Origin of the sequence: Clostridium sp. MT-14 (assembly GCF_042436595.1) — a bacterium.
Classification (GTDB): Bacteria; Bacillota; Clostridia; order Clostridiales; family Clostridiaceae; genus Clostridium_B; species Clostridium_B aromativorans.
Genome location: NZ_JBHMIY010000017.1, coordinates 50,216 through 70,837 on the forward strand (window position 1 = coordinate 50,216; position 20,622 = coordinate 70,837).

Here is a 20,622-nt window from a genome sequence, read left to right on the forward strand (position 1 = left end):
AAACTCTTTAGTTACTGGGATTCAATCTTCCTATTTTAAAAATCCCTGAAGATTGAGCTTGTGCAACAGCTTTCATGTCTTCATTAGTCCCAGAAAAACTAAGCCCTGCAGCAAGAGCATCCTTATCACCCGGCTTTAAGAACTTTCCTTGACTATCTATTGCACCTAAAACCTTTATTTTGGGGATTAAAACTTTTGACTTGGGATTTGGATTTTTATTGGTTGCATTTGGCGTATAAATTATAGTTACCATATCTCCTTCCCTATAAGTTCCAGCGTAATTGTCAAGCAGCTGTGCATTGATTGAAAATTCAACTTCACCTTTTTTAAGTGTTATTGCTGTTGCTTGTGGATCTTCTTTATTTATGACTCTGTTTTTATTAACTATTTCACCTTTATATATATTTTCTTTTGCAATTTTTTTACCATCTAAAGCATTATCTTTAGGAGTTAGATTACTTCCTGCTGATATCATGGACACCTGTATGGCTTCGACCTTACAATTAGATTTGTCAAGCGGACTGCCTGCATTTATCTTCTTTGTTGCTATATAAACATTAGTAGTAGGTTTATATTGTACGGCTTTCTTTTCAATATAAAAGATAGAGATCCCTATAACTGCAGCAGCTATTATACTTATTGCCACTATTTTTTTGTCTTTCAACTGTAAAACACATCCTTTCTTTTTACAATTCAACAATGAAAAAATACATATGATTGTAAATATCATACAACCATCTTCTTATTCTTTAGGTGTTACAAAATCATCATATGCTTCTATATCCAAGCTTTTTAAATTGCTGGTTCCTGAATTTTCGGCTCTAAGTACTGTATATGTGTTTAAGTTTATTTTTGAATAGATCGATGTTTGCTCCACTGGTTTGCCATTTGGAGTTTTACCTGTAGGATTTGATATATGGTTAAATACCTCGCCTGTATAATCCCATTCATTGAGCTCCCCATTTTCAACACTGTATATTCTTAAATCCTTTATGGAAACTTTTCCTATAACCGATGTATTTCCAGGAAGGCTATTGAGATTTGAACCAAGGCTATAATTTTTAATTAGATATTCTTTAAAAGTGTTAAAAGCCGGAACTAGATCTGTTTCTTTAAAAGTTATTTTACCAGTTTCTTTGAGCTGCCTTTGATTTATGTTCCTGACAACAGCAAGGTTTGAAGCTTCTAGCTGGTTTTTGAATCTGGAATATTTGTCATTTGCAATTACATTTTCATATAAGAATAAGGAAAATATTCCTACAAGCATAAGTAATATAAAGAATAAAGGGACTAATTGGACAGATCCTTTTTTTTTGGCTATTTTTATCATTATTTTTAGTCCCTCCTTTTAATGGGTTATTGTTCTTATTCTTTTACTTGTCGTATCCCAGTGAACAGTTATGGGTATAACATTGCCATTTTCTGTAGTTACCTCTGTCCATCCTACCAGATGATGCTTTCGGGGAGTATAGTTATAAGTTAAAGTGAGACTTATAGGCTCACCATAATTTGCAAAATTGGTATCATCAGTTGGATTAGGAGAATGGTTTTCAGCCGTATTTGAAGCCTTGATTTCCAACTTACTGGCATCAAACCCATTCATTTTGCTCAGGGAATCAACAATGTACTGCCTGGTATCATCGGTCAGCCCTCCATCTGTTTCCATACGTAAGGATGCTTGTCTGTCCACCTGGTGAAGCTGCAGGTTTATATAAAAAGGCTTGATATCGACTATTGCTGTAAATGTTACTACCAGCAGTACAAAGATAGCTATCAGGGAACCGAGCATAGTTTCTACAAATCCCTTTTTCCTTTTGGGGAATACTTTTCTTAACATTTATCTTCCCCCTTCCATAAATTTAGTTGAATGGATCAGTAACATGTTTCCATAATGGCCCGGTTACAAAATCATCTATAAGCGTTACCAAGTCAGCCCATGTAAGTCCCTTGACAGCCATAACTATTGCAATCATAATAACAGTAACAGCAACAATTCCAAGTACATGAGTTATATCACCCTTCTTCCTTTTTCTTAGTGGTGTTTTCACCAATTCCTTTAGCATAATCATTCGATTATTTCCTCCTTTTTCAATAAAAAATATTTTTATTAAAATATATCTGTGAACTACCCCAACTTAGCTTCGCTTGAAGTCAGAGCTTAATGGGAAAAGAGCATACTTATTAGCATATTTCTTTACTAACAGCGGTTTCTCTTATTTTTCATGCTATCCCGCAGTTCCTGCGGTTCCCGTCGTAGGATGATTATAAGTATAAATCAAACCAAAAGACTATTATTCATCACACCACATGTAGAGAGGTGGGTGATTTCTTGCCAGTTACATTAAAATATATCTTTAAAGCTTGAGAAAATCTGTACCCCGAAGCTATAAAGTATAATGCTGGCAAGTCCTATAAAAATAAATCCTCCTACCAAACCGACCCACATGCTTATTTCTTTGGTTTTAGCAGATATTCTGGCAATTGAAGCATCTTTCAAAAGTTCACTCTGGCTGTCAAGCAGTTCTTTGGAACGTCCTGTCGTGATGGCTTGTTTTAGAGCCAGTACAAAGCTGTCTATTTCAGTTATATCAAAGTTTTTTGCAAACTTGTCTAGTGCGTCTGGTATATTTTTTGTAAGTGATATTTCAATGGAAAGTTCTATGAGCTTATTTTTAAGTCTTTTGCATTTCGCCACATCAAACACTTCAACAAGTGCACTTCCCAGATCCATTCCTGCCGCCCCTGACTGTATGTTCAGAACATCATTTATGTTTGGCAAATCTCCAAGTATCTGAAACTTCTCTTTTTTGTACACAGAATTGATCATAAAATCGGGAAGAAAGGCCGCAAGCACTAGTGCAAATACCAGTGAACTATTCATGTCCTTCATCAAGAGAAGTATTGTAAACAGGATAAGAATTACAAACTTGTACAAATAATAAGTAAATCCGTTCACTTTTAAGGGATTACCCATTTTCTTAAGCTTTTCATCTTTCTTCTCAATAATGTTCTTCAACCTTTCATTTTTTTCAATGCCTGCCTTCAGCCCCTGGAAGGCGTAATACTTTTTCTTGTATTCACCTTTTGCCTCCAATACACTTTTATTGTTTTTAAAATACAGATAATCAGCTTCAAAATATATTATGAAAAACAAAGCCACCAAAAAAATCAATTTCAATATAAAAAGCAAATTAGCACCTCCTAGAAATCAAACCTGGCAAGTTTTTCTACTACAAGTATTCCTACCAGATATGCAAAAACATTGATTGAAACAATAATTTGTCCTATTGTAGAAGTCTGAAGCTGCTCGATTAAACCTGGGTTCATATAAATAAGCATTAAAAATATAAGAGCTGACATCCCCACCAGAGCGGCTACGCCAATTACACCACGACTTATCTCTTTTTTTCTCAAAGTCTGCTCTTTTGCGAAACTCATCATAAGTTTCTCTGATTTTTTAAGAACTTCAAGATATTGGTTCGAGTGCTTTGAACATATCTGCAGGTTCTTTATAAGAAGGCTGTATTGATTACTATCAACTCTATATTTTATATTTTCAAGTGCTGTATAAGGTGGAATTCCATGCTTGACCTCATATTTAAAACTTTCACATATACTTTGCAGAGGCTCCTTCATATACTTTCCTGTTGAAGCAATAGCATATGAAATATTATTTTTCACCATGCAGAAATTTTTAAGAAGGTTTATAAAATCTATAATCCTCTTTGTTATTTTATTTGAGTTTATTCCCACCAGTATATTGAGTAAAACAGAAGGCACTTTATATCCTATCAGCGCCATGAAAATTGAAGGTACCAGTATATTTATAAATTTCTGAGACAATATGAAAAATATTATTGATATGGCACAAGATATGACTATCACGAAAACCGGAGTTATAAATTTGTACTTGATGTTTAATCCTGACTGCTGTATTAATAGTGACAAGTCCTGTAAGTATCGGGGCCTTTTCTTCTTGGATACATATTGGATGTCTTTTCTAAGGTCACTGGAATTAAGTCTGTTTAATCCATTTTCTACTTTTTTTCTGAATTTAACATCTCTGACATGTGAAATAGTAATATAAATGAGGTTATACAGTAAAACCATCGTTACAATTTCAAGTATAACAATAAGCCAGTTATACAATGTCACCATCTCCCTTCAGTTTTCCTGAAACAACGGCCTTTTTTACTTTTTTCATTACTTTTTCACAACTGTCGCCAATTCTTATGAATTCGCCCCTGTAGCTGCCATCAGATTTATCTTTTACGGTATTGTATTTGAAGACCGGATTAAATAAAGGCTTCTTTTTTTGTTCATCCCACCCTGCAACTTCAGTCAGTTCACAACATTTGTAGTCTTCCATGTATATGATGAGGTCTATCTCCGTGAGCATTTCCATAAGATCTTCTTTGGGAAGGTCGGTCTTTGAATACTTCATGAGGTGTACGATTTTATTCATACACTCTTCAGACGATGGGGAATGGACACTGGTCCAGCCTATGTGGCCGCTGTATACGGCATTAAAAAATTCCATGGCTTCCTCATCTTTGATCTCGCCTATTACCATCCTGTCAAGGCTCATGAGAAGTGCATTTATAGTGAGATCCTTTAGGGTATATTCCACATCACTTTCACCCTGTTTCTTTTTAACTTTTTGCATGAAGGTAGCCTTATGTGAGGTAAAAAGTTCCTCGGATTCCTGCATTATAAGCTGTACATCCTGTTTCGGAACATAATCGAGACATGCATTTATAAGTGTGGTTTTACCGCTACCGCCACGGCCTGTCCAAACTATATTAAGTCCCGATTTAACAGCAGTTATTAAATATTTCTGTATCTCTGCATTTAGCATTCCCTCTTTTATAAGATCATTAAATGACTTTTTCTTTTTCGGAAGTCTCCTTATTTCAACCTGCGAGCCTGTATAAGTAATTGGATCTATAACTATGTCAATTCTAAGGATTGCATCTTTCTGTGATTTTGAATCGGATAAAATTTGTTTTGCATTTATATCTGAAAGGCTTCCCCCATTTTTTATGGCGAGGTTATAGCAGAAATTCAGAAGTGACTTGTCAGTTGGAAACTTTATATCTGTAAATTGCAGTTTCCCATATTTTTTTATGGCCACACAATTTTTGTTGAAAATATAAACATCTGAAATATCTCTATCGTTGATAAATGATTGAATTGGGCCATATCCCCAGATATAATTGTTTATGGATGTCAGCAGCATATTAAGATTGTTTTGGGATACTACTGAAATTTTATTGCTTTTTATATATTTTAGGATTTCATCATTTATTAAGGTTACAGGTTTCTTATTTTTTTCTATGTCATTTATAAGAAGTGCACAGTTTTTAACAAGATAGTCTACTATATTATCTATAGTCTCATTTAAATTTTTCTTCGGCATATTTGAAACCTGGTGTAAATAGTTAAGATCATCCAAATCTACTATTAAAGGCAAAGTATATTACCTCCTTCCCCTTCTCGCTAATTTCTTCATATCCCCTAGGAGCCAGAAACCGATGCCTTTTGTGGGAGATACATTCGTTTTTTTATCATTTTCATACTCTTTATTTTCAGTTTTGTTCTTTACCACAATTGAATTTGAAAGACCTATAAAAGTAACTATTCTGCCATAGGAATTTTTATCAGTTCTTGAAGAATACAGTGAACCAATCAAAGGTTTTTTAGTATTTATGGACTTGTTGTAATTTTTGCTTAATGGTATCTGAGATATAACCTTATAACTCTCGAAAATCTTATCCATGACTCCAATATCCAGAGCTCCATTATCCTCCACAACTGCTATTCCAAATTTATCTTTATAAATTCCAGTACCTTCAAGAGTTTTAAGAGCATTCACCGTATTTCTTGCCGAAAGATAATTTGCTTCCACCACGGTCACTATTTTGTCGCTGTTTAGCAGGGAATATATTGTTCCTGCCGCTGCCTTGAAAGGGTTGACCGATATTAGGATCACATCATATATTTCCCTGGCCGTATCAATAATGCTTTTGTAATGCTTGCCTTCCATCTGTTTTAAAACACTATTGTCATATATACCTGTCAGAACGTCTATTTTACTGTATTTGATCGGTATAACAAATTTTTTAAGTAATTCCGCATTGAAAGTAAAGTTTTCTATGGATGTATAGCAGGCTGAAAGTCCTGTATCAATTGAATTAGAATTAAAATTGTCCTTTACCATAATTTCTTTGTTTACTCCAAACATATGATCAAGGCAGGGTACAGTATTATTATCTATAACAAGTATCCTGTTTTCGGATTTTCTGCTGAAAGCTACAGCCGAATTAGCCAGAACAAAGCTGGCAAGAATATTATTGTCGGCAGAATAAAATGATATGACATTTTGCTTGTATAATCTTGTTTCTACCACTTTTTTCTCGATTACCCTTATTTTTTCAACCTCTTTTATTTTTTCTTTTGTCCTTATAGGTTTTTCTACTTTGGTATTTTTTTTGGTATCAACAAGAGGTTTATCAATATCATTTTCGGGATGTTTGGCTATTTTTTCTTGAAAATTCAAATAGATGGAACTCACATCTGTAAATGTCCTGGGGTTTTTTATACAATCCAATATATTATCTACTGTTACTGGATCAAATAGAAAATCATATATGGCAAATTCAAAACATGCTTCTATACCTTTTATGTCTTCCTGATTTGTAAGATAAATAATTCTTTGAGTTTTGCTCCCTCTTTTAAGTTCAAACAGAAGCTGTCTTAATGGTATATCCCCAGGAAGTCTTTTAGATAGAATTATAATATCCGAACTTACATTATCGCCCGTAAGATATTCTCTATACCCTACAATTTTTGTACCGTGGGTATTTTCTCTATCAATTGCTTCTTTTATCTGCTCATCAAAATCACTTATTCCCGTCGCTATCAATATCAAAAGCCTATATCTCCTTTCTGTAGAAATTCAGTATACACTCAGTATAAATGAATACGATGATAAGAAATTATGGCGATTTCTTGCTTATAATTGGGCTAAAATTTAATATTTTCTCCAGCAAAAATTGGGGATAAAAAAAAGAAGGCCCCCACAATCAAGGAACCTTCTCTGTCCATTACAAATTATTTTTTTGCTTGTATCTTTTATTTGTATGAATACTCTATGCTATTGCATACAGGATATTTACTCTTGTCCCATATATGATCCTGAGATAAAAAATCATCTGTTACATTGAAATAATCATGTGTTGGATCATTATAACCAGGAATTGGTTCATTAGGTCCGGAAAAATAAGTAGGATCATCCCAGGTAGGATCCAGTTGATAATACTGACCACCTATCTTAACTATATTCCATGCGTGGTCTCCATAACTTACCCCGCCATCACTTGAAACAGTTCCTACTACCATCATACTATCAATTCCTACAGCCTTCAACAACCTGTACATTGCGTCTGCATATCCCTCACAAACGGCATCCCCATTTATCAAGACACCGTAAGCAGTATAGATATCAGGATTATTTTCCTTTTTTACATCAATTCCTTCAGCAACGTCATAATTGTAATGACAATTATTGACCAAGTAATCATGGAGGGCAAGCTCTTTTTGATAATCTGTCATAGTTGCATTAGTTACAGAATTGACTATTTCATTTACTTTTGATGCTACAGTCTCCCTTTTTGATATCATATTTTCGTTGGTGCCAGTATAATTGAAAGTTATATTAAGTTTATATTTTGTTATTCCATTTAGTTGAGTTATTTTTGGCAACGATGACGTCGGATAGGAATACCTTAAAAGTTCTGCATTCAAATCTGGATTATCCCTTTTAATTTCATCTATTGTCGTTAAGAAATAATATTTATCTGAAGACTCGTAAGCATCATCTTCATCTACATATATGTCCAGTGACTCATCAAAATTTTGTAGTGAGTTCTTTATTGTGTCGTAAAATTCTTGATGGGTTGTTAATATTGGCTGTATGACTTGAAGCCTATTTAATAATGAGGTCTTATCTCCATTGTCTGGCAATGCAGTAACTAGAGCTTTAGCACTATCAACATCAACTTTAAATTCTGTACTTTCAGCCTTTACGACGGCCTGAGTAGCCGTGTCTAATGCTTCCTGACCTGTGCCAGCCTGGTTTATCTCATCCTGAACAGCCTGCAACCTTGCTTGCAGAGCTTCCTTATCCGTGCTGTCCTTGAGAACAGCTACCAGTGACTTTGCATTATCTACATCCGCTTGCACCTTGGAATTTTCTGCCTCAATAACCGCTGCCGTGGCAGTGTCTAATTTTTGCTTATTAATACTAATTTGGCTTATCTCATACTGAACTTCATCTAGCCTGCTTAATAAACCATTTTTGTCTGGACTATCAGGGAGTGCTGTCACTAACGTTATTGCAGTAGTGTAATCTTCCTGTGTCATAGTGCTCTCTACATGTGTAACGGCATCTGTTGCCTGCTGTAACTTTTGCTCATCATCCATAGTGTCAATTTGATTCTGAATATCTTCTGCTTGCTCCAATAAACCATCTCGAATTACATTATCGTCAAGCTTATCAATCTCCTGTATTGCTTTATCCAAATCTTCCTGAATTAATGTAGATTGGGCAGTAGCTAAGTATTCCTTCGATTTTATTATTATATCTACAGTATTCAATCTATTTTCAAGAGATGTTTTATCTGAACTACTAGGTAGTGCATCAACTAATACTTTAGCTTTATTATAGTCTTCCGTAGTAGATGAACCCTCTGCATTAAATACTGCATCAACTGCATCTATAAGTATCTTCAAGTTAGACAAACGTGTTTCTAGTGCTGTTTTATCCAAACTATCCGGCAATGCATCTACCAGTTCTTTTGCTGTATTGTAGGGGGCATAATTACCATTATTCTGTTCTGCTTCCTGTACTGCTAATGTTGCATCTATTACATTTTGTACTACATTTAACCTGTTTTGCAAACTTGTCTTATATGTGCTATCTGGCAATGCCATTATCAGAGCTTTAGCTGAGTCAACATCTACTTGTGACTTAGAGCTCTCTGCTTTGCTTATTGCATCATTAGCCTTTGTTAGAGCCTGCTGTTGATTATTAATTTGATTTATCTCATTTTGTACAATTTCTAGTCTATTTTCAAGACTAGTCTTAGTATCTTCATCAGACAAGGCATCTACCAACGTTTTGGCAAAATTTACATCATTTTGAAGCTTACTGCTTTCTGCCTTTGACACTGCTGAAATTGCATCCTTTAGTTCCTGTTTCTGTCCTTGAGAAATCAACTGATCTATTTCATTTTGAACAACTTTTAACCTGTTAATCAAAGAAGTTTTGTCTGAACCGTCTTCCAAAGCATCAACTAATATCTTTGCACTACTTACGTCAGCCTGCAGTTTTGAGCTTTCGGCTTTAGTTACTGCGGCAGTGGCTTTATCCAACGCTTCTTTCCCTGCATTAGCTTGATTTATTTCATCCTGAACAGTTTGTAATCTGTTAAGTAAAGAAGTCTTGTCCGAACTGCCTTCCAAAGCATCTACCAACGCTTTTGCACTATCTACATCTGCCTGTAATTTTGAGTTTTCAGCCTTAACGACTGCATTTGTTGCATTTGTTAATTTATTTGATGACTTATCGCTGCTGTCCGACGAATCATTATCATCATTATCATTTGAGTTACTGTCTTTATTATTTTCAAATAAAGAATTTATTTTATCTTCAACAGATTGAGGAACAACTCCGGTACCACCAACTACCTGCAGGTCAGTATTTTTTTTAATTTTTATCTTGATATAATCTACCGCTTTATTGGTTGCAGTAGATTCTTCAGTATCTGTAAGTATCAATGGAACTGAATACTTACCTGCTAATGCAGAAGCAACCAACGCATCTGCATAGCCCTGCCCTGTAGCATTTGCCACATAAATCTTGCCTGCATTAAAATCTCCATCAAATGCTTTCAATACAGCAAGGTTTGTAGCAAACCTGTCTGCTCCACCATTTATTCTATTGTCTGCTTTTAATGCTTTGTATACTGCATCGCTTACTACGTTTGTAGTTCCGACTACAGTAACATTCGAATCCTTTGCAAAATTAATAGTTGATTTTATAGAATCTACATTATTATCTGTAAGAATCAATATTTCATCTTTAGCTGCTGCAACTGGTGCTACAGACAATGCATCTGAGAATCCAGTTCCTGCTACTACTATTATGTTGTCCTTGCTTACTCCCAAATCTACAAGCTTGTTTACTACTGCCAGATTCGTAGCATATCTGTCATTTCCACCAAGTCTTGTAACATTGTAGTCTAATTTTAATGCACTTTCAATTGAACTTGATATTGATGCAGTTCCACCAATAACATATACATTCTTTGGTTTCAATGTTTCAAGTGCACTCTTTGCATCTGCACTAAGTGAAGCTGATTGAGTCAAAAGTATTGGTGCACCCAATTTCTTGGCTAATACAGAAGCACTAACTGAATCTGCATAACCTTCACCTGATACCAGAACTGCATTCTCACTTCCACTTGTCCAATTTGTTTTGGCAACCTGGGAGGCTGTTGCGTATCTGTTTTCTCCCCCTACTCTTGTTATGGAGCTTGCGGATACTTTTGCTGAATCCGTAATAAGTGCTGTAATGATAACTAATGATATAAGCCCCGCACTTGCAAATAAATTCTTGATATTCACCACATTCATCTCCATTTTTATATATTTAAATTATTCACACAAAATTTACAATATTTTGGATATATTATCCTCTCTTATATATTTTTTCTAATATCATTACTCGTGGTATTTTTCACAAACTTTATATGTGTCAGGTTATTATAGACTTCTTAATCTTTCTGTTCTTAATATTTTTCATATTCCTCCCACCTTTCATTATTTGTTAGTCTCACGACCGAAACCAATTGTCGCCCCCATAAGGGACATTTACTAAAATATTTCTCATATTTAATATGTGGTATTCTAAAACACAAAAATAAGGAACTACTCTCTTCTAAGCAATTCCTTATTTTTATATTCATTTTTACTTTTTTACATATTTCTGAATCAAATCAAGCTGCTTGGATAACTGTGTCTTATTGTTTCCATCAGGGAGTGCATTTACAAGTACCCTGGCTGCATCTATATCAGACTGGAGCCTTGTCCTTGAAGCTGTGGTTACTGCCTTGTTTGCATCTGTCGTGTCCTTTGCCACCTTCGCCTGTTTCTTCTGCTTTATCGTATTGAGTTCACTCTGATACTGAGACCTATCTACTCCATCGGGCAGGTTGTCTATGGCATCCTGGGCATCCTGTATGTCTTTGTTATCAAGTGTCTGCCCGGCTTTGTCAATTGCATCAACTACTTTGCTTACCGCATCCTGGACACCTTTTTGTTTCGTAAGTTTTGAATCTACTGTATCCAGCCTTTCATTAAACGCTAACTTGGTACCAGATACACTGTCAGGAAGGGCATTTACCCTGTCTCTGAGTGCCGTAACTTTGTTCTTATAGCTGTCTATATCTATATTTGAATTGTACTTTATGTGGCTGTCCACGTCTTTCTCAAGAGCGGTTATGTCCCTGTCTATGGCCTTTATCGTATTGTCAATGACTATCTCAGCTTCCACCACATCAAGCCTTGCATTCAGGCTGTCCTTCCTGTCTCCGTCAGGCAATTTTGAAACTACTGACCTTGCACTTGAAACTGCAGATTCCGTCTTGAGCTTTTCGGCCGCCTGTACCCTCTGCTCTGCATTCTTGTAGAGATTTATTATATTCTGGACAGCATCAAGCCTCCTGTTGAGGTCTGTCCTGTCCTGGCTGTAAGGGAGCTTGTTTACAAGTACCCTTGCACTGTAAACATCTTCCTGCAGCTGGGTACTTTCTGCCTTCTCTACGGCCGCAGTTGCATCAGCCAGATCCTGCGCTTCCTGGCTGTTCTGGTCTATTTCGTCCTGTATATCATCTATCCTGTCCTCGAGGTTGTCCTTGCCCGGCCCGTCAGGAAGGTTGTCCACCAGATCCTTTGCATGATCCAGATCATCCTGGTTCTCTGTATCTTCAGCATGGTCTACCGCGTCAGATGCATCCTTAAGATTCTGCTCATCCTGTTTTGCCTGGTCTATTTCATCCTGTACGGTATCCAGCCTGTCTTCAAGTGCCTGCTTTTCCGGACTCTCTGGAAGTGCATCCACGAGGTCTCTTGCGGTATCAACATCTCCCTGGCTTTTTGTGCTCTCCGCATTTTCTACAGCCTGTGTTGCATTTTCAAATGCAGTATCTTCCACCGTTACATTCTGGGTTACTTCGCTGCTTTCGTTCCCTGCATTGTCTATATCTTTAGCTTTCACAGTATGGATTCCTGGTTCTAATGTAAATGCCGAACCATACTTCTGGTATGCGCCGCCATCTATACTATAGTCCGTTTCTTTTACACCACTATCTGCGTCTGTACCTGCAGCTATCGTCACAGTACCATTATCATTGCTGATTGACGGGACTGTGGGAGCTATCTTGTCTATTTTGCTTACTGTCACGGTTTGGGTAGTTTCATTCCCGTCATTATCCACAGCTTTGAACATATAAGTACCATTCTCCGTTACCTTGAAAGTTCCTGTCGTGCTGGTTACTTCGGTATTATCCGGGAGTACTACTTTTGAGAATCCACTGCCGCCTTCTTCATCTGAAGCACTGTAGGATAGTGTTACATCTCCATTGGTCCAGTCAGTTGGGCTTCCAGTGATATTGATTGTAGGACCTGTAGTATCTTCCGCGATAATAGGATTTATACCGTTGCCTTTCTCATCTGTACCACCAGGAAGCTTGTTTGGATCACCTGATCCAGCTGCATCTCCCGGGTTGGTGTAGACCGGATTAGTATCATGTGCTGAGTTTACAGCGTCAGAACTAAAATGCACCAGGGTGTTCTTCGCCCATGAGCCGGGATTGGTATACACGGTACCGTCCTTTGTAACAAGTGCCCTTACTACATTGTCGGAACCATTTGAAAGGAAAGCTGACACGTCATTTATATTTATACCATGATTTTCAAGACTGTCACCCTGTACTTTGTCTCCCACGCCATAGGTTGTGCCGTCATTTAAGATAAGATACATATTCGTTGAATCTAGCTGTGACATGTATTTTACGTCATTTCCACTTACATCAAGGTCATTGGTTAGGTTACCTGAAGTATCTGCAAGCTGGAAGTTCCCATTCTTAAGTAAAAGCGCATTGTTCTGGGCAAGTTTTGCAAAAGAAGCAAGGGTATTGGTATTTTTGAATGTACCATTCTGGAAGGTGTAAAGAAAACCGTCCGACATCTCAAAAATCCTGTTTGACCATATTTTACTCAATGTCACACCATCAGGAACCACTATAACTCCTTGGTCGTCCCTTAAAGTACCGTCTTTCATGACAAAGATATCTTTGTTTACACCTGTTGCCGGCATGATATAAGAAACATCATTCATGTTCAGGCCGAAATCCTGCTGGTGTCCATCTGCATCCAAATAAACTAAAGAACCATCTGATTTCTGAATCAGCATATATTGGGATATGCCTTTTGCATACTTATATGCAAACATTTTTTTAACATCAGTGCTCTTTAAAGTAAATGTCTTGAGGCTGCCATCTGTGTCTATATATTTTGACGAACTCCCGAAATAAAGTACAGGATGTTTTACGGCTGAAGTGCCTGTGCCAAATACCAGGGTATCAGCCCCGATAATACCACTGCCGTCGATAGGAAGTGTTGCAGGAGATGTTGTTGTCAGATCTTTGTAGTATTGAACCATACCGTAGTTATCAATCAATATCATAGAACCATCTGAAAGGAAGTATTTATCTCTTATCTGGCTTTCATCCTGAATAACTCCACCATTGCTTAAAGTTGCAGTACCGAAAGTATCATTTAGTGCAAACTGCATGAGATCATTATTGTCATACAGCGATTTTGCATAAAATACTGTGAACCAGGAACCGTATTTAGACTGGTCATCTGCATTATATATCTTGTCTATTTGATATGATGGCTCTATCCCATCACCACGATTGATAATCTGGTCCCACTCATTGTTTAGATTACTAGCACCTGCATATGGATTACTACTATCTTTATAATCAGAACCTCCGGTTAAAAGCCTAATCTTAAATGAAGAACTATCAATAGTAATATCTTTTCCAGAGACTAGGTTTTGACCATTCAATTTATCCCAAGAGACGAAACTGAGTATGTTCCTGTCAGCGATGAGCAGTTTTTTACCTGTTTCCGGGTCTGTTGCCAGGACCCACTGTATCTTGTATGCATCATCGCTGTCTGTATCCCGGATCTCTATAGATCCACTCGAATATTCAGGTATATCTCCACCGTAAACAGGATTGAGAGGTCTTTTTTGTTTGATACCATTAACATACAACGTTCCAAACTTAACAATGTCACCATCATTGTGACCTGCTATCAGGGGATCAGTATTCAGGACTTCAAGAACGGGGCGCCACCCAACACTAGTGCTACTCAGATCACCAAGGATGCCATAGAAATAGCAAACAGACGAGCAGCGAGCAGACGAGTGCCCACGAACAACATATTTAGAAGAATCTCCTTGATATTGTTCTTGTACCCAACTACTCATATTTATCCAGTGCCATAATTTATTGCTTCTAGAATTTGCATCATTAGTCGCATCAGTATCTACATCAGTATACGTTGTACCTGGCAGTCCATTACCATCAATCCATTTCACATTAGAAGTGTCAGCGAAAGCTTTTACAGTAGTAATTTGAATACCAGCAACATTGGCAACAGTAGCTATGTTTGGTGCAACTATAGAAAATCCCATTGCGACACTAATTGCACCTGCAGCAATTTTCCTACGAGTTTTTGGATTTAAAAAATTTAATTCCTTTAAATTCATTGCATTACCTCCATTTTTTAATTAAAAGTCAAATTAACTTCTTAATTTAATGATACGGTATATCCCCATTTACAAATTTGGCTATTTCTTATTTATTATTTGGGTAAAAATTTGAACAAAACGAAAAGCACAATTATCTTCTATAGCATCAATTTAAGATTAGAGGATTTATTATTATATATAAAAGTTAAAAGGCCTCATCATTTTCAGATGAGACCTTCATCATAACTTCCATGATATATCCATTTCAACATCACTTGCATATCTCAGCATAACATTTTGGCTTACAGCATTTCCGCTGCCTTTAAGTATCACATTAAAAGATATTCTACCGTCCTCTGTTTTAGTAAAATTCTGATCCACAATTACACTTACCCTACTGCCATCTAACTTCTGGAATTTACTTTTAAGACAAGCAAGCTCATTATAACTTGATATTCCATATGCATTTTTCAGGTTGTCTTTATTTGCATTGAAATATTCATTTAAATTCCTACTGTTTTCTATGTCGGCTATTTCTTTTATACCGGCATTCAACTTGTCTTCAGCATTTATATACTGATCCGTATTCAATAGCTTCTTGTTAAACAAGAAATAGAGGGATACAGTAGAGTTTGATTTTTCCGCCTCAGACACTTTTTGAATATCCGGAGCAGCTGAACCTTTAGACGGTGTGTCAAGCTTATCCATATTTTTTATGCGTGCATTGTACTTATTTGCATATTCCATATTTTCATCAAATCTCTTCTTTTCAGACAAACTGTGACCTTGTTTCAGATATTCATTTGAGGTATTGAAATGCCTTGAGTTGATTTCATAAATCAATGCACAACTTATAAAAACTATAGCTATTGTAGCCGAAGCAAGCAATATCATCTTCTTTTTAGTTGAATCCACATTTTATTCCCCCATTCAATGCTTCAGTGCATCATTATAGCTGATTTTGCTCTTGGTTACCCTGAGCTTTATATTGACTCTTCCAAATTGGTTGGCTATTCCGCCTCCGGAACCGGTATTGTAATATGCTCCACTCCCAAAATAAACATCTATATGTGTGCCTGTTATGGCACCGCCCCTATCTACAACCACATAGGCACCATTGACATCAACTTTCTGCCCATTTGCCATTTTCCAGTACCTTTTGCTTTCTGGAACTTTGACAATTACAAGTGTCCCAAAAGGTATGCTTTTGTCTGCGGCTATAAGATGATTGCCTAAGTTTTTATTTGACACATCCATGCCGTTCCAAGCTGCATGAGTGCCACCATTTAAACCTATGTTGTCCCCTGTATAAGCTGTTGCAACACCACTTTGATAAACTATATTGGGATTGTTAAATACGTAATAGTCAAAGCTTTCTGCAGCTATTATACTCGACAGATCCCACGTACGGCTGTTCTGATTGTTCTTGTTGTATGGGTCGTGAACAGTTACCTTGTTATTACCGTCTATATCTACAAGCACGATGTAGTGATTTCCCTGAGTAAAGGTGGAACCAGGACTTCCATATGCTATTCCATCAGTACCATGTACATTTGCTATGACAGGATGTCCCTGTTTAAGTTCATTTGCGATGCTCATATAATCGGATCTTCCATAATGTTTCACTGTAAGTCCGAAAAATGATGCCGCTTTGGAAAAATTATCATTTACATCGGTGTCTTTCTGAACTCCGATGTTATTTAGATAATTTGCCGCTTCATCAGGTTCCAAAATGCCATCACCGTTCTTGTCGTATCCTCCCAACTTTCCTTCAAGACCACTAACTACCATGGCAAGACTCGCAGGCGCAGATCCCAATTTATCTATTGTGGATCCTGCATATGAATTACTTCCCCATCTGCTGTCCCATTGATAAAAAGTGGGAATCATTCCTGCAGAAATTCCGGTGTTTGAACCTCCAAGATCCGCCAGAAGCGAATCCAGTGTCAGATCACTAAGTTTGCCGTTTATCCAGTCACCATTTTGCTCCTTCCTGTCAAAGTTAAACCCGGATTCTATTATGAAGTATATTGCATCATCCACATCCTTTTCTTCAGGAAAATCGTGCTTTATTATAGACCTTAACCTGGAGAACAATTCACCCTGAAGCTTGTACCCATCATACACAGGTTTTGTTACAGTGTGAGTACCCTCGGAATCAGTATAAGATGAAGTAACCTGATTGTACTGCAAATCCACTTCTCCCCATATGCTGCTTATATGTGTCACAACTGCTATGGAACCTGTATGTTTTTTAGTTACAGTGACTTTCTTACCTGTATCAATTCCAAGAATAGTTTCTTCTTTTTCGTAAGTTACAACATCAGTAGTAGTTTCATTTGAAATTGTAAATTCCGGTTTCAGTTCATCCGCTATTTTATGATCATTTTTTTCTATCTTCTCTTTTATGATTTTCTGGTTGATAATATCGGTTACGGGATTGCCCTGAGAATCTGAATCACCATTATCTTCTGTATCATTTCCGAAACTGCCGCTAAAGAAATCCTCCGGTTTTATACCCAGTGACATTTCCATGTATTTCATATATCCAAATACATTCCCGGGACTTAAATAAAACTTTCTTATTATATTGTAAGCATCTGTATAGTCAATTTCATTTTCAGATATACTATCGGATGTAGTATCACTATTATCTGAACTGCTGCCAGAATCCCCTGAAACATCGGCTATTCTCCTTGCACCTGCATAGTCATTTCTTGCACTAAGCAGAGAAACCTTTACTACATCACCTGTCCTTGGAGCTTGAATGTATTTCCCTTCACCTATATACATACCTACATGTGCCGGTTGATTACCTTCAAAGAATACTAAATCCCCGGGTTTCAGAGCTGACCTGTCTACAGAAGTTCCAACTTTGAACTGTTCCTGGGATGTTCTTGGAAGATTTATATTGAAATGCCCGTAACAATACTGTACAAGTCCCGAACAGTCAAAACCCTTCGGGCTTGTACCTCCCCATAAATAGGGAACACCTAAAAACTTCAATGCGTAATTTACAACGTCGCTTGTGCTCTTGAAATCTTCAGGTATACTTACTGAGTCACCTCCACTACCTGAATAATTATCTCCATATTTCACATAATCAGGTACCCCAACATTTATTTTATCATCCAGATACTCTTGCAGGTCTTCCAGTATATCTTTGTTGTCATTAGTTGAAAGTGATGAACTTACAGTATTGTCCCCCATGTCTCCTATGTCGGCTGCAAGTGCTCCAAAAATTACAAAGGCAATGACAAGAAGTATTATTACTCCTATTACAAGAGGGTTCTTTAAAACAAACTGTCTGGCAAATGACTTAAATTTATTCTTAGCAAATCTTTTAAAGAAATTCTCCCTATTGTTGTTATTCACAGTACCATCACCACCTTACCACCTGAATCCGTCAATATTCGTGTATGGACTTGTTCTGGCGATAACTGCGCTTTGCTGTTTAAGAGAAAGACCATTTATTGGATTGGCATTTGTTATTACTTGAGAAGCTCTTCCTATATCACCATGTTCCAAAGCTGATTTGAATTTCTGTGCATTCCTATTGTGAGTAATCTCAAATTTATGGCCATCTACATTTTTATTTATGCTTTTAGTTTCACCGCCAAAGAGCTGTGTAAGTGCATCCTGTTTACTAAGTTTGTTTTCTCCACCTGCAAGGGACTGCATCTGTTCTATTGTGGCGTTTATGGCCTTGCCGGCTATTACCCTGTTTGCCATTCCAGTATTTTTATGATTCATTGCCCTTGAAACCCCGCCAAGTACTTTGGCACCCATAGGCTTTTCTGCTGCAAATTTTTTCAAGTTGTCATTCAGCATTGATGAATACAGCATATGCCTCGAACCTGCCGCTTTTAAATTGTTCATATTCACATTTCCTTCTGAATCGGTTATTGGCTTTAGCGAGTCTAATCCATTAAAATTTTCAGGGTTTATTATAGGATCTGTCTCTGAATTTTTTACATTATCTGACGCATAACCGCCAGCACCTGTTCCGTTTTCACTATCCATATAATTTAAAAGGCTTTCTTCATATTCATTTGGCTTTTTATTATGATTTTGATTACCTCTATTTTGTGCCGCCTGGGGATTACTTGACATTTCACCTTGATCAGTACTGCTGGACTGTCTGAAATTTTCAGTTGCACTGGCAGCTGCCGCTGTCTTTCCTGCGGCATCTTTTGCACCTTGAGAACTTCCCTGCGGCTTTTTACCACCAGCTCCAAATACAGCCGAGCCAAGAGCGGAATTCCTTAACCCACCTATATTTAGCCCATTTGAAAGTTTTGAGGGATTTCCTACCTTAAACGTTCTTGCCATGGCACCAGCAGCACCTATAGCAAGCTTCGATACAGGGCCAAAAGATCTGCCTGCTATGGACATTTCATCAACACCTGCAAGCTTGGTAAACAATCCCTGAAGTGAATTTCTGAAAACTTCTGCCAGTTTGACAAGAGCAAATACCCAGACAAGGGCATAAAACCAATTTTTCCATGAAGATCCGGAGAGACTTATAATCATTATGCTAAAGGTAAATGCATAAAAGAACTGCATAGTCGCATTGGTTATCATCTCACCAAACCATATCTGTATGGCCTGTGTCCTGTTGTCTATACCCCAGAAAAGTGCAGCAAGCGGTGTAAATGCATACATGGCAGTAAGTATTATTTTTCTTACCATGAACAGCATGTTTATCTGGAAAAACTTCCATGCAAACAGACACTTTACAATGGCACTTGTAAGAAAAGATCCGGTTTTGATGCTGTCTACCATGGAAATATCAGTCACATAGTTGTCTTTTCCAAGCGATGCATTGAATATGGATACAACGGCATTTGTCATATCACTTGACAGAAGGAATAACCCTTTAAGAAGAAGTGGCCCTAAAGCTATAAGTGCCAATGAGAACAGCCATCTGCAGACATCCTCCTGTAGCTGCGATCTCTGGGCAGGTCTGTTCGCAGACATTATGAGAGAAATTCCAGTCTTGGCCACCATCAAAAGTACAAGTGGTGCACATATAGAAGAGACAAGCAAATACATATAGTTTAGATTTGACCATTCTGCATTAGTAAATGGTGGAACTGTTATGGTTCCAGTTACACCGAAGGCATTGGCACTGGAATTGAATATGAGTTTATCCAAAGGTAAAAATCCGAAATACTTGTCAAACAAATTAAATATACATTTTTCAACGGAAAGAAAAATATTTCCAAAGGCTTTAACTACGAAATTACCGTCATCATCAGTTATGGTTGTGGTCGGCACATTTATCAAACTGGAATTCCCATCTGTAATTGCAGATCCTAGATGGTTGGCCACCCCTATTAGAAAACCACTGAGTAAAATACAGGATCCCAAAATACTGCACCCGAGAATTATCTTTCCGAAAGCCGTCATGGTCTCTTCTCTTTTGGTTTGGCTGTTTTTTACAAGTATCATTCTCATAGCTGCAAGTCCCATGGAAAAAGCTACAATAGTGCCTCCAAACAAGTAGATATAATATGAAATAGTGTGCTGGGCTTTTTTAGTATCTGCACCATTCATGTCAAAACTTACAGTTTTTGTAGTAGTAGCAGTAACAGCAAATTCTTTTCCGTAGCTTTCGTAAGATGGTGCTGCTTTTATAGGTTTAGTTACTGAAAAGGAAAATGCCAGGAAAAACACCAGTAATACAAAAAAATCTAACAGATATCTATGCTTTTTAGACATAAAACCAACTC

At 37.1% G+C, this 20,622-nt stretch carries 13 protein-coding genes; all 13 read right to left on the reverse strand.

The annotated features are described in order from the left end of the window. Positions 1 to 7: 7 nt before the first annotated feature. Positions 8 to 664: an RcpC/CpaB family pilus assembly protein gene (locus ACFHWD_RS12585; RefSeq protein ID WP_179977669.1), complete on the reverse strand. Its 657-nt coding sequence runs from the start codon at positions 662 to 664 to the stop codon at positions 8 to 10. A gap of 78 nt (positions 665 to 742) precedes the next feature. Next, complete coding sequence (locus ACFHWD_RS12590; RefSeq protein ID WP_229981794.1) at positions 743 to 1,330, reverse strand: hypothetical protein; 588 nt, start codon at positions 1,328 to 1,330, stop codon at positions 743 to 745. A gap of 18 nt (positions 1,331 to 1,348) precedes the next feature. Next, positions 1,349 to 1,837 (reverse strand): hypothetical protein, encoded by a 489-nt coding sequence (locus ACFHWD_RS12595; RefSeq protein WP_378062149.1) that lies wholly within the window; start codon positions 1,835 to 1,837, stop codon positions 1,349 to 1,351. A 22-nt stretch (positions 1,838 to 1,859) separates the two neighbouring features. After that, positions 1,860 to 2,069: a hypothetical protein gene (locus ACFHWD_RS12600; RefSeq protein WP_150358898.1), complete on the reverse strand. Its 210-nt coding sequence runs from the start codon at positions 2,067 to 2,069 to the stop codon at positions 1,860 to 1,862. A 272-nt stretch (positions 2,070 to 2,341) separates the two neighbouring features. Next, positions 2,342 to 3,190: a hypothetical protein gene (locus ACFHWD_RS12605; RefSeq protein WP_150359045.1), complete on the reverse strand. Its 849-nt coding sequence runs from the start codon at positions 3,188 to 3,190 to the stop codon at positions 2,342 to 2,344. Positions 3,191 to 3,201: 11 nt separating this feature from the next. Beyond that, positions 3,202 to 4,149, reverse strand: coding sequence for a type II secretion system F family protein (locus ACFHWD_RS12610; RefSeq protein WP_150359046.1), 948 nt, complete (start codon positions 4,147 to 4,149; stop codon positions 3,202 to 3,204). Beyond that, positions 4,142 to 5,473: an ATPase, T2SS/T4P/T4SS family gene (locus ACFHWD_RS12615; protein ID WP_378062152.1), complete on the reverse strand. Its 1,332-nt coding sequence runs from the start codon at positions 5,471 to 5,473 to the stop codon at positions 4,142 to 4,144. Before ACFHWD_RS12615 ends, ACFHWD_RS12610 begins: the two co-directional genes overlap by 8 nt. A gap of 6 nt (positions 5,474 to 5,479) precedes the next feature. Then, positions 5,480 to 6,931: a hypothetical protein gene (locus ACFHWD_RS12620; RefSeq protein WP_179977676.1), complete on the reverse strand. Its 1,452-nt coding sequence runs from the start codon at positions 6,929 to 6,931 to the stop codon at positions 5,480 to 5,482. Positions 6,932 to 7,134: 203 nt separating this feature from the next. Next, positions 7,135 to 10,689, reverse strand: a complete 3,555-nt coding sequence (locus ACFHWD_RS12625; RefSeq protein ID WP_378062155.1) for a cell wall-binding repeat-containing protein — start codon at positions 10,687 to 10,689, stop codon at positions 7,135 to 7,137. Positions 10,690 to 11,032: 343 nt separating this feature from the next. Continuing rightward, positions 11,033 to 14,407: an OmpL47-type beta-barrel domain-containing protein gene (locus ACFHWD_RS12630; RefSeq protein ID WP_179977678.1), complete on the reverse strand. Its 3,375-nt coding sequence runs from the start codon at positions 14,405 to 14,407 to the stop codon at positions 11,033 to 11,035. Between the two features lie 720 nt (positions 14,408 to 15,127). Then, positions 15,128 to 15,802: a hypothetical protein gene (locus ACFHWD_RS12635; protein ID WP_179977679.1), complete on the reverse strand. Its 675-nt coding sequence runs from the start codon at positions 15,800 to 15,802 to the stop codon at positions 15,128 to 15,130. A gap of 15 nt (positions 15,803 to 15,817) precedes the next feature. Then, on the reverse strand, positions 15,818 to 18,262 hold the full coding sequence (locus ACFHWD_RS12640) for an NlpC/P60 family protein (RefSeq protein WP_150356839.1): 2,445 nt from the start codon (positions 18,260 to 18,262) through the stop codon (positions 15,818 to 15,820). A gap of 15 nt (positions 18,263 to 18,277) precedes the next feature. Next, positions 18,278 to 20,611, reverse strand: coding sequence for a hypothetical protein (locus tag ACFHWD_RS12645; protein WP_179977680.1), 2,334 nt, complete (start codon positions 20,609 to 20,611; stop codon positions 18,278 to 18,280). Positions 20,612 to 20,622: the final 11 nt, after the last annotated feature.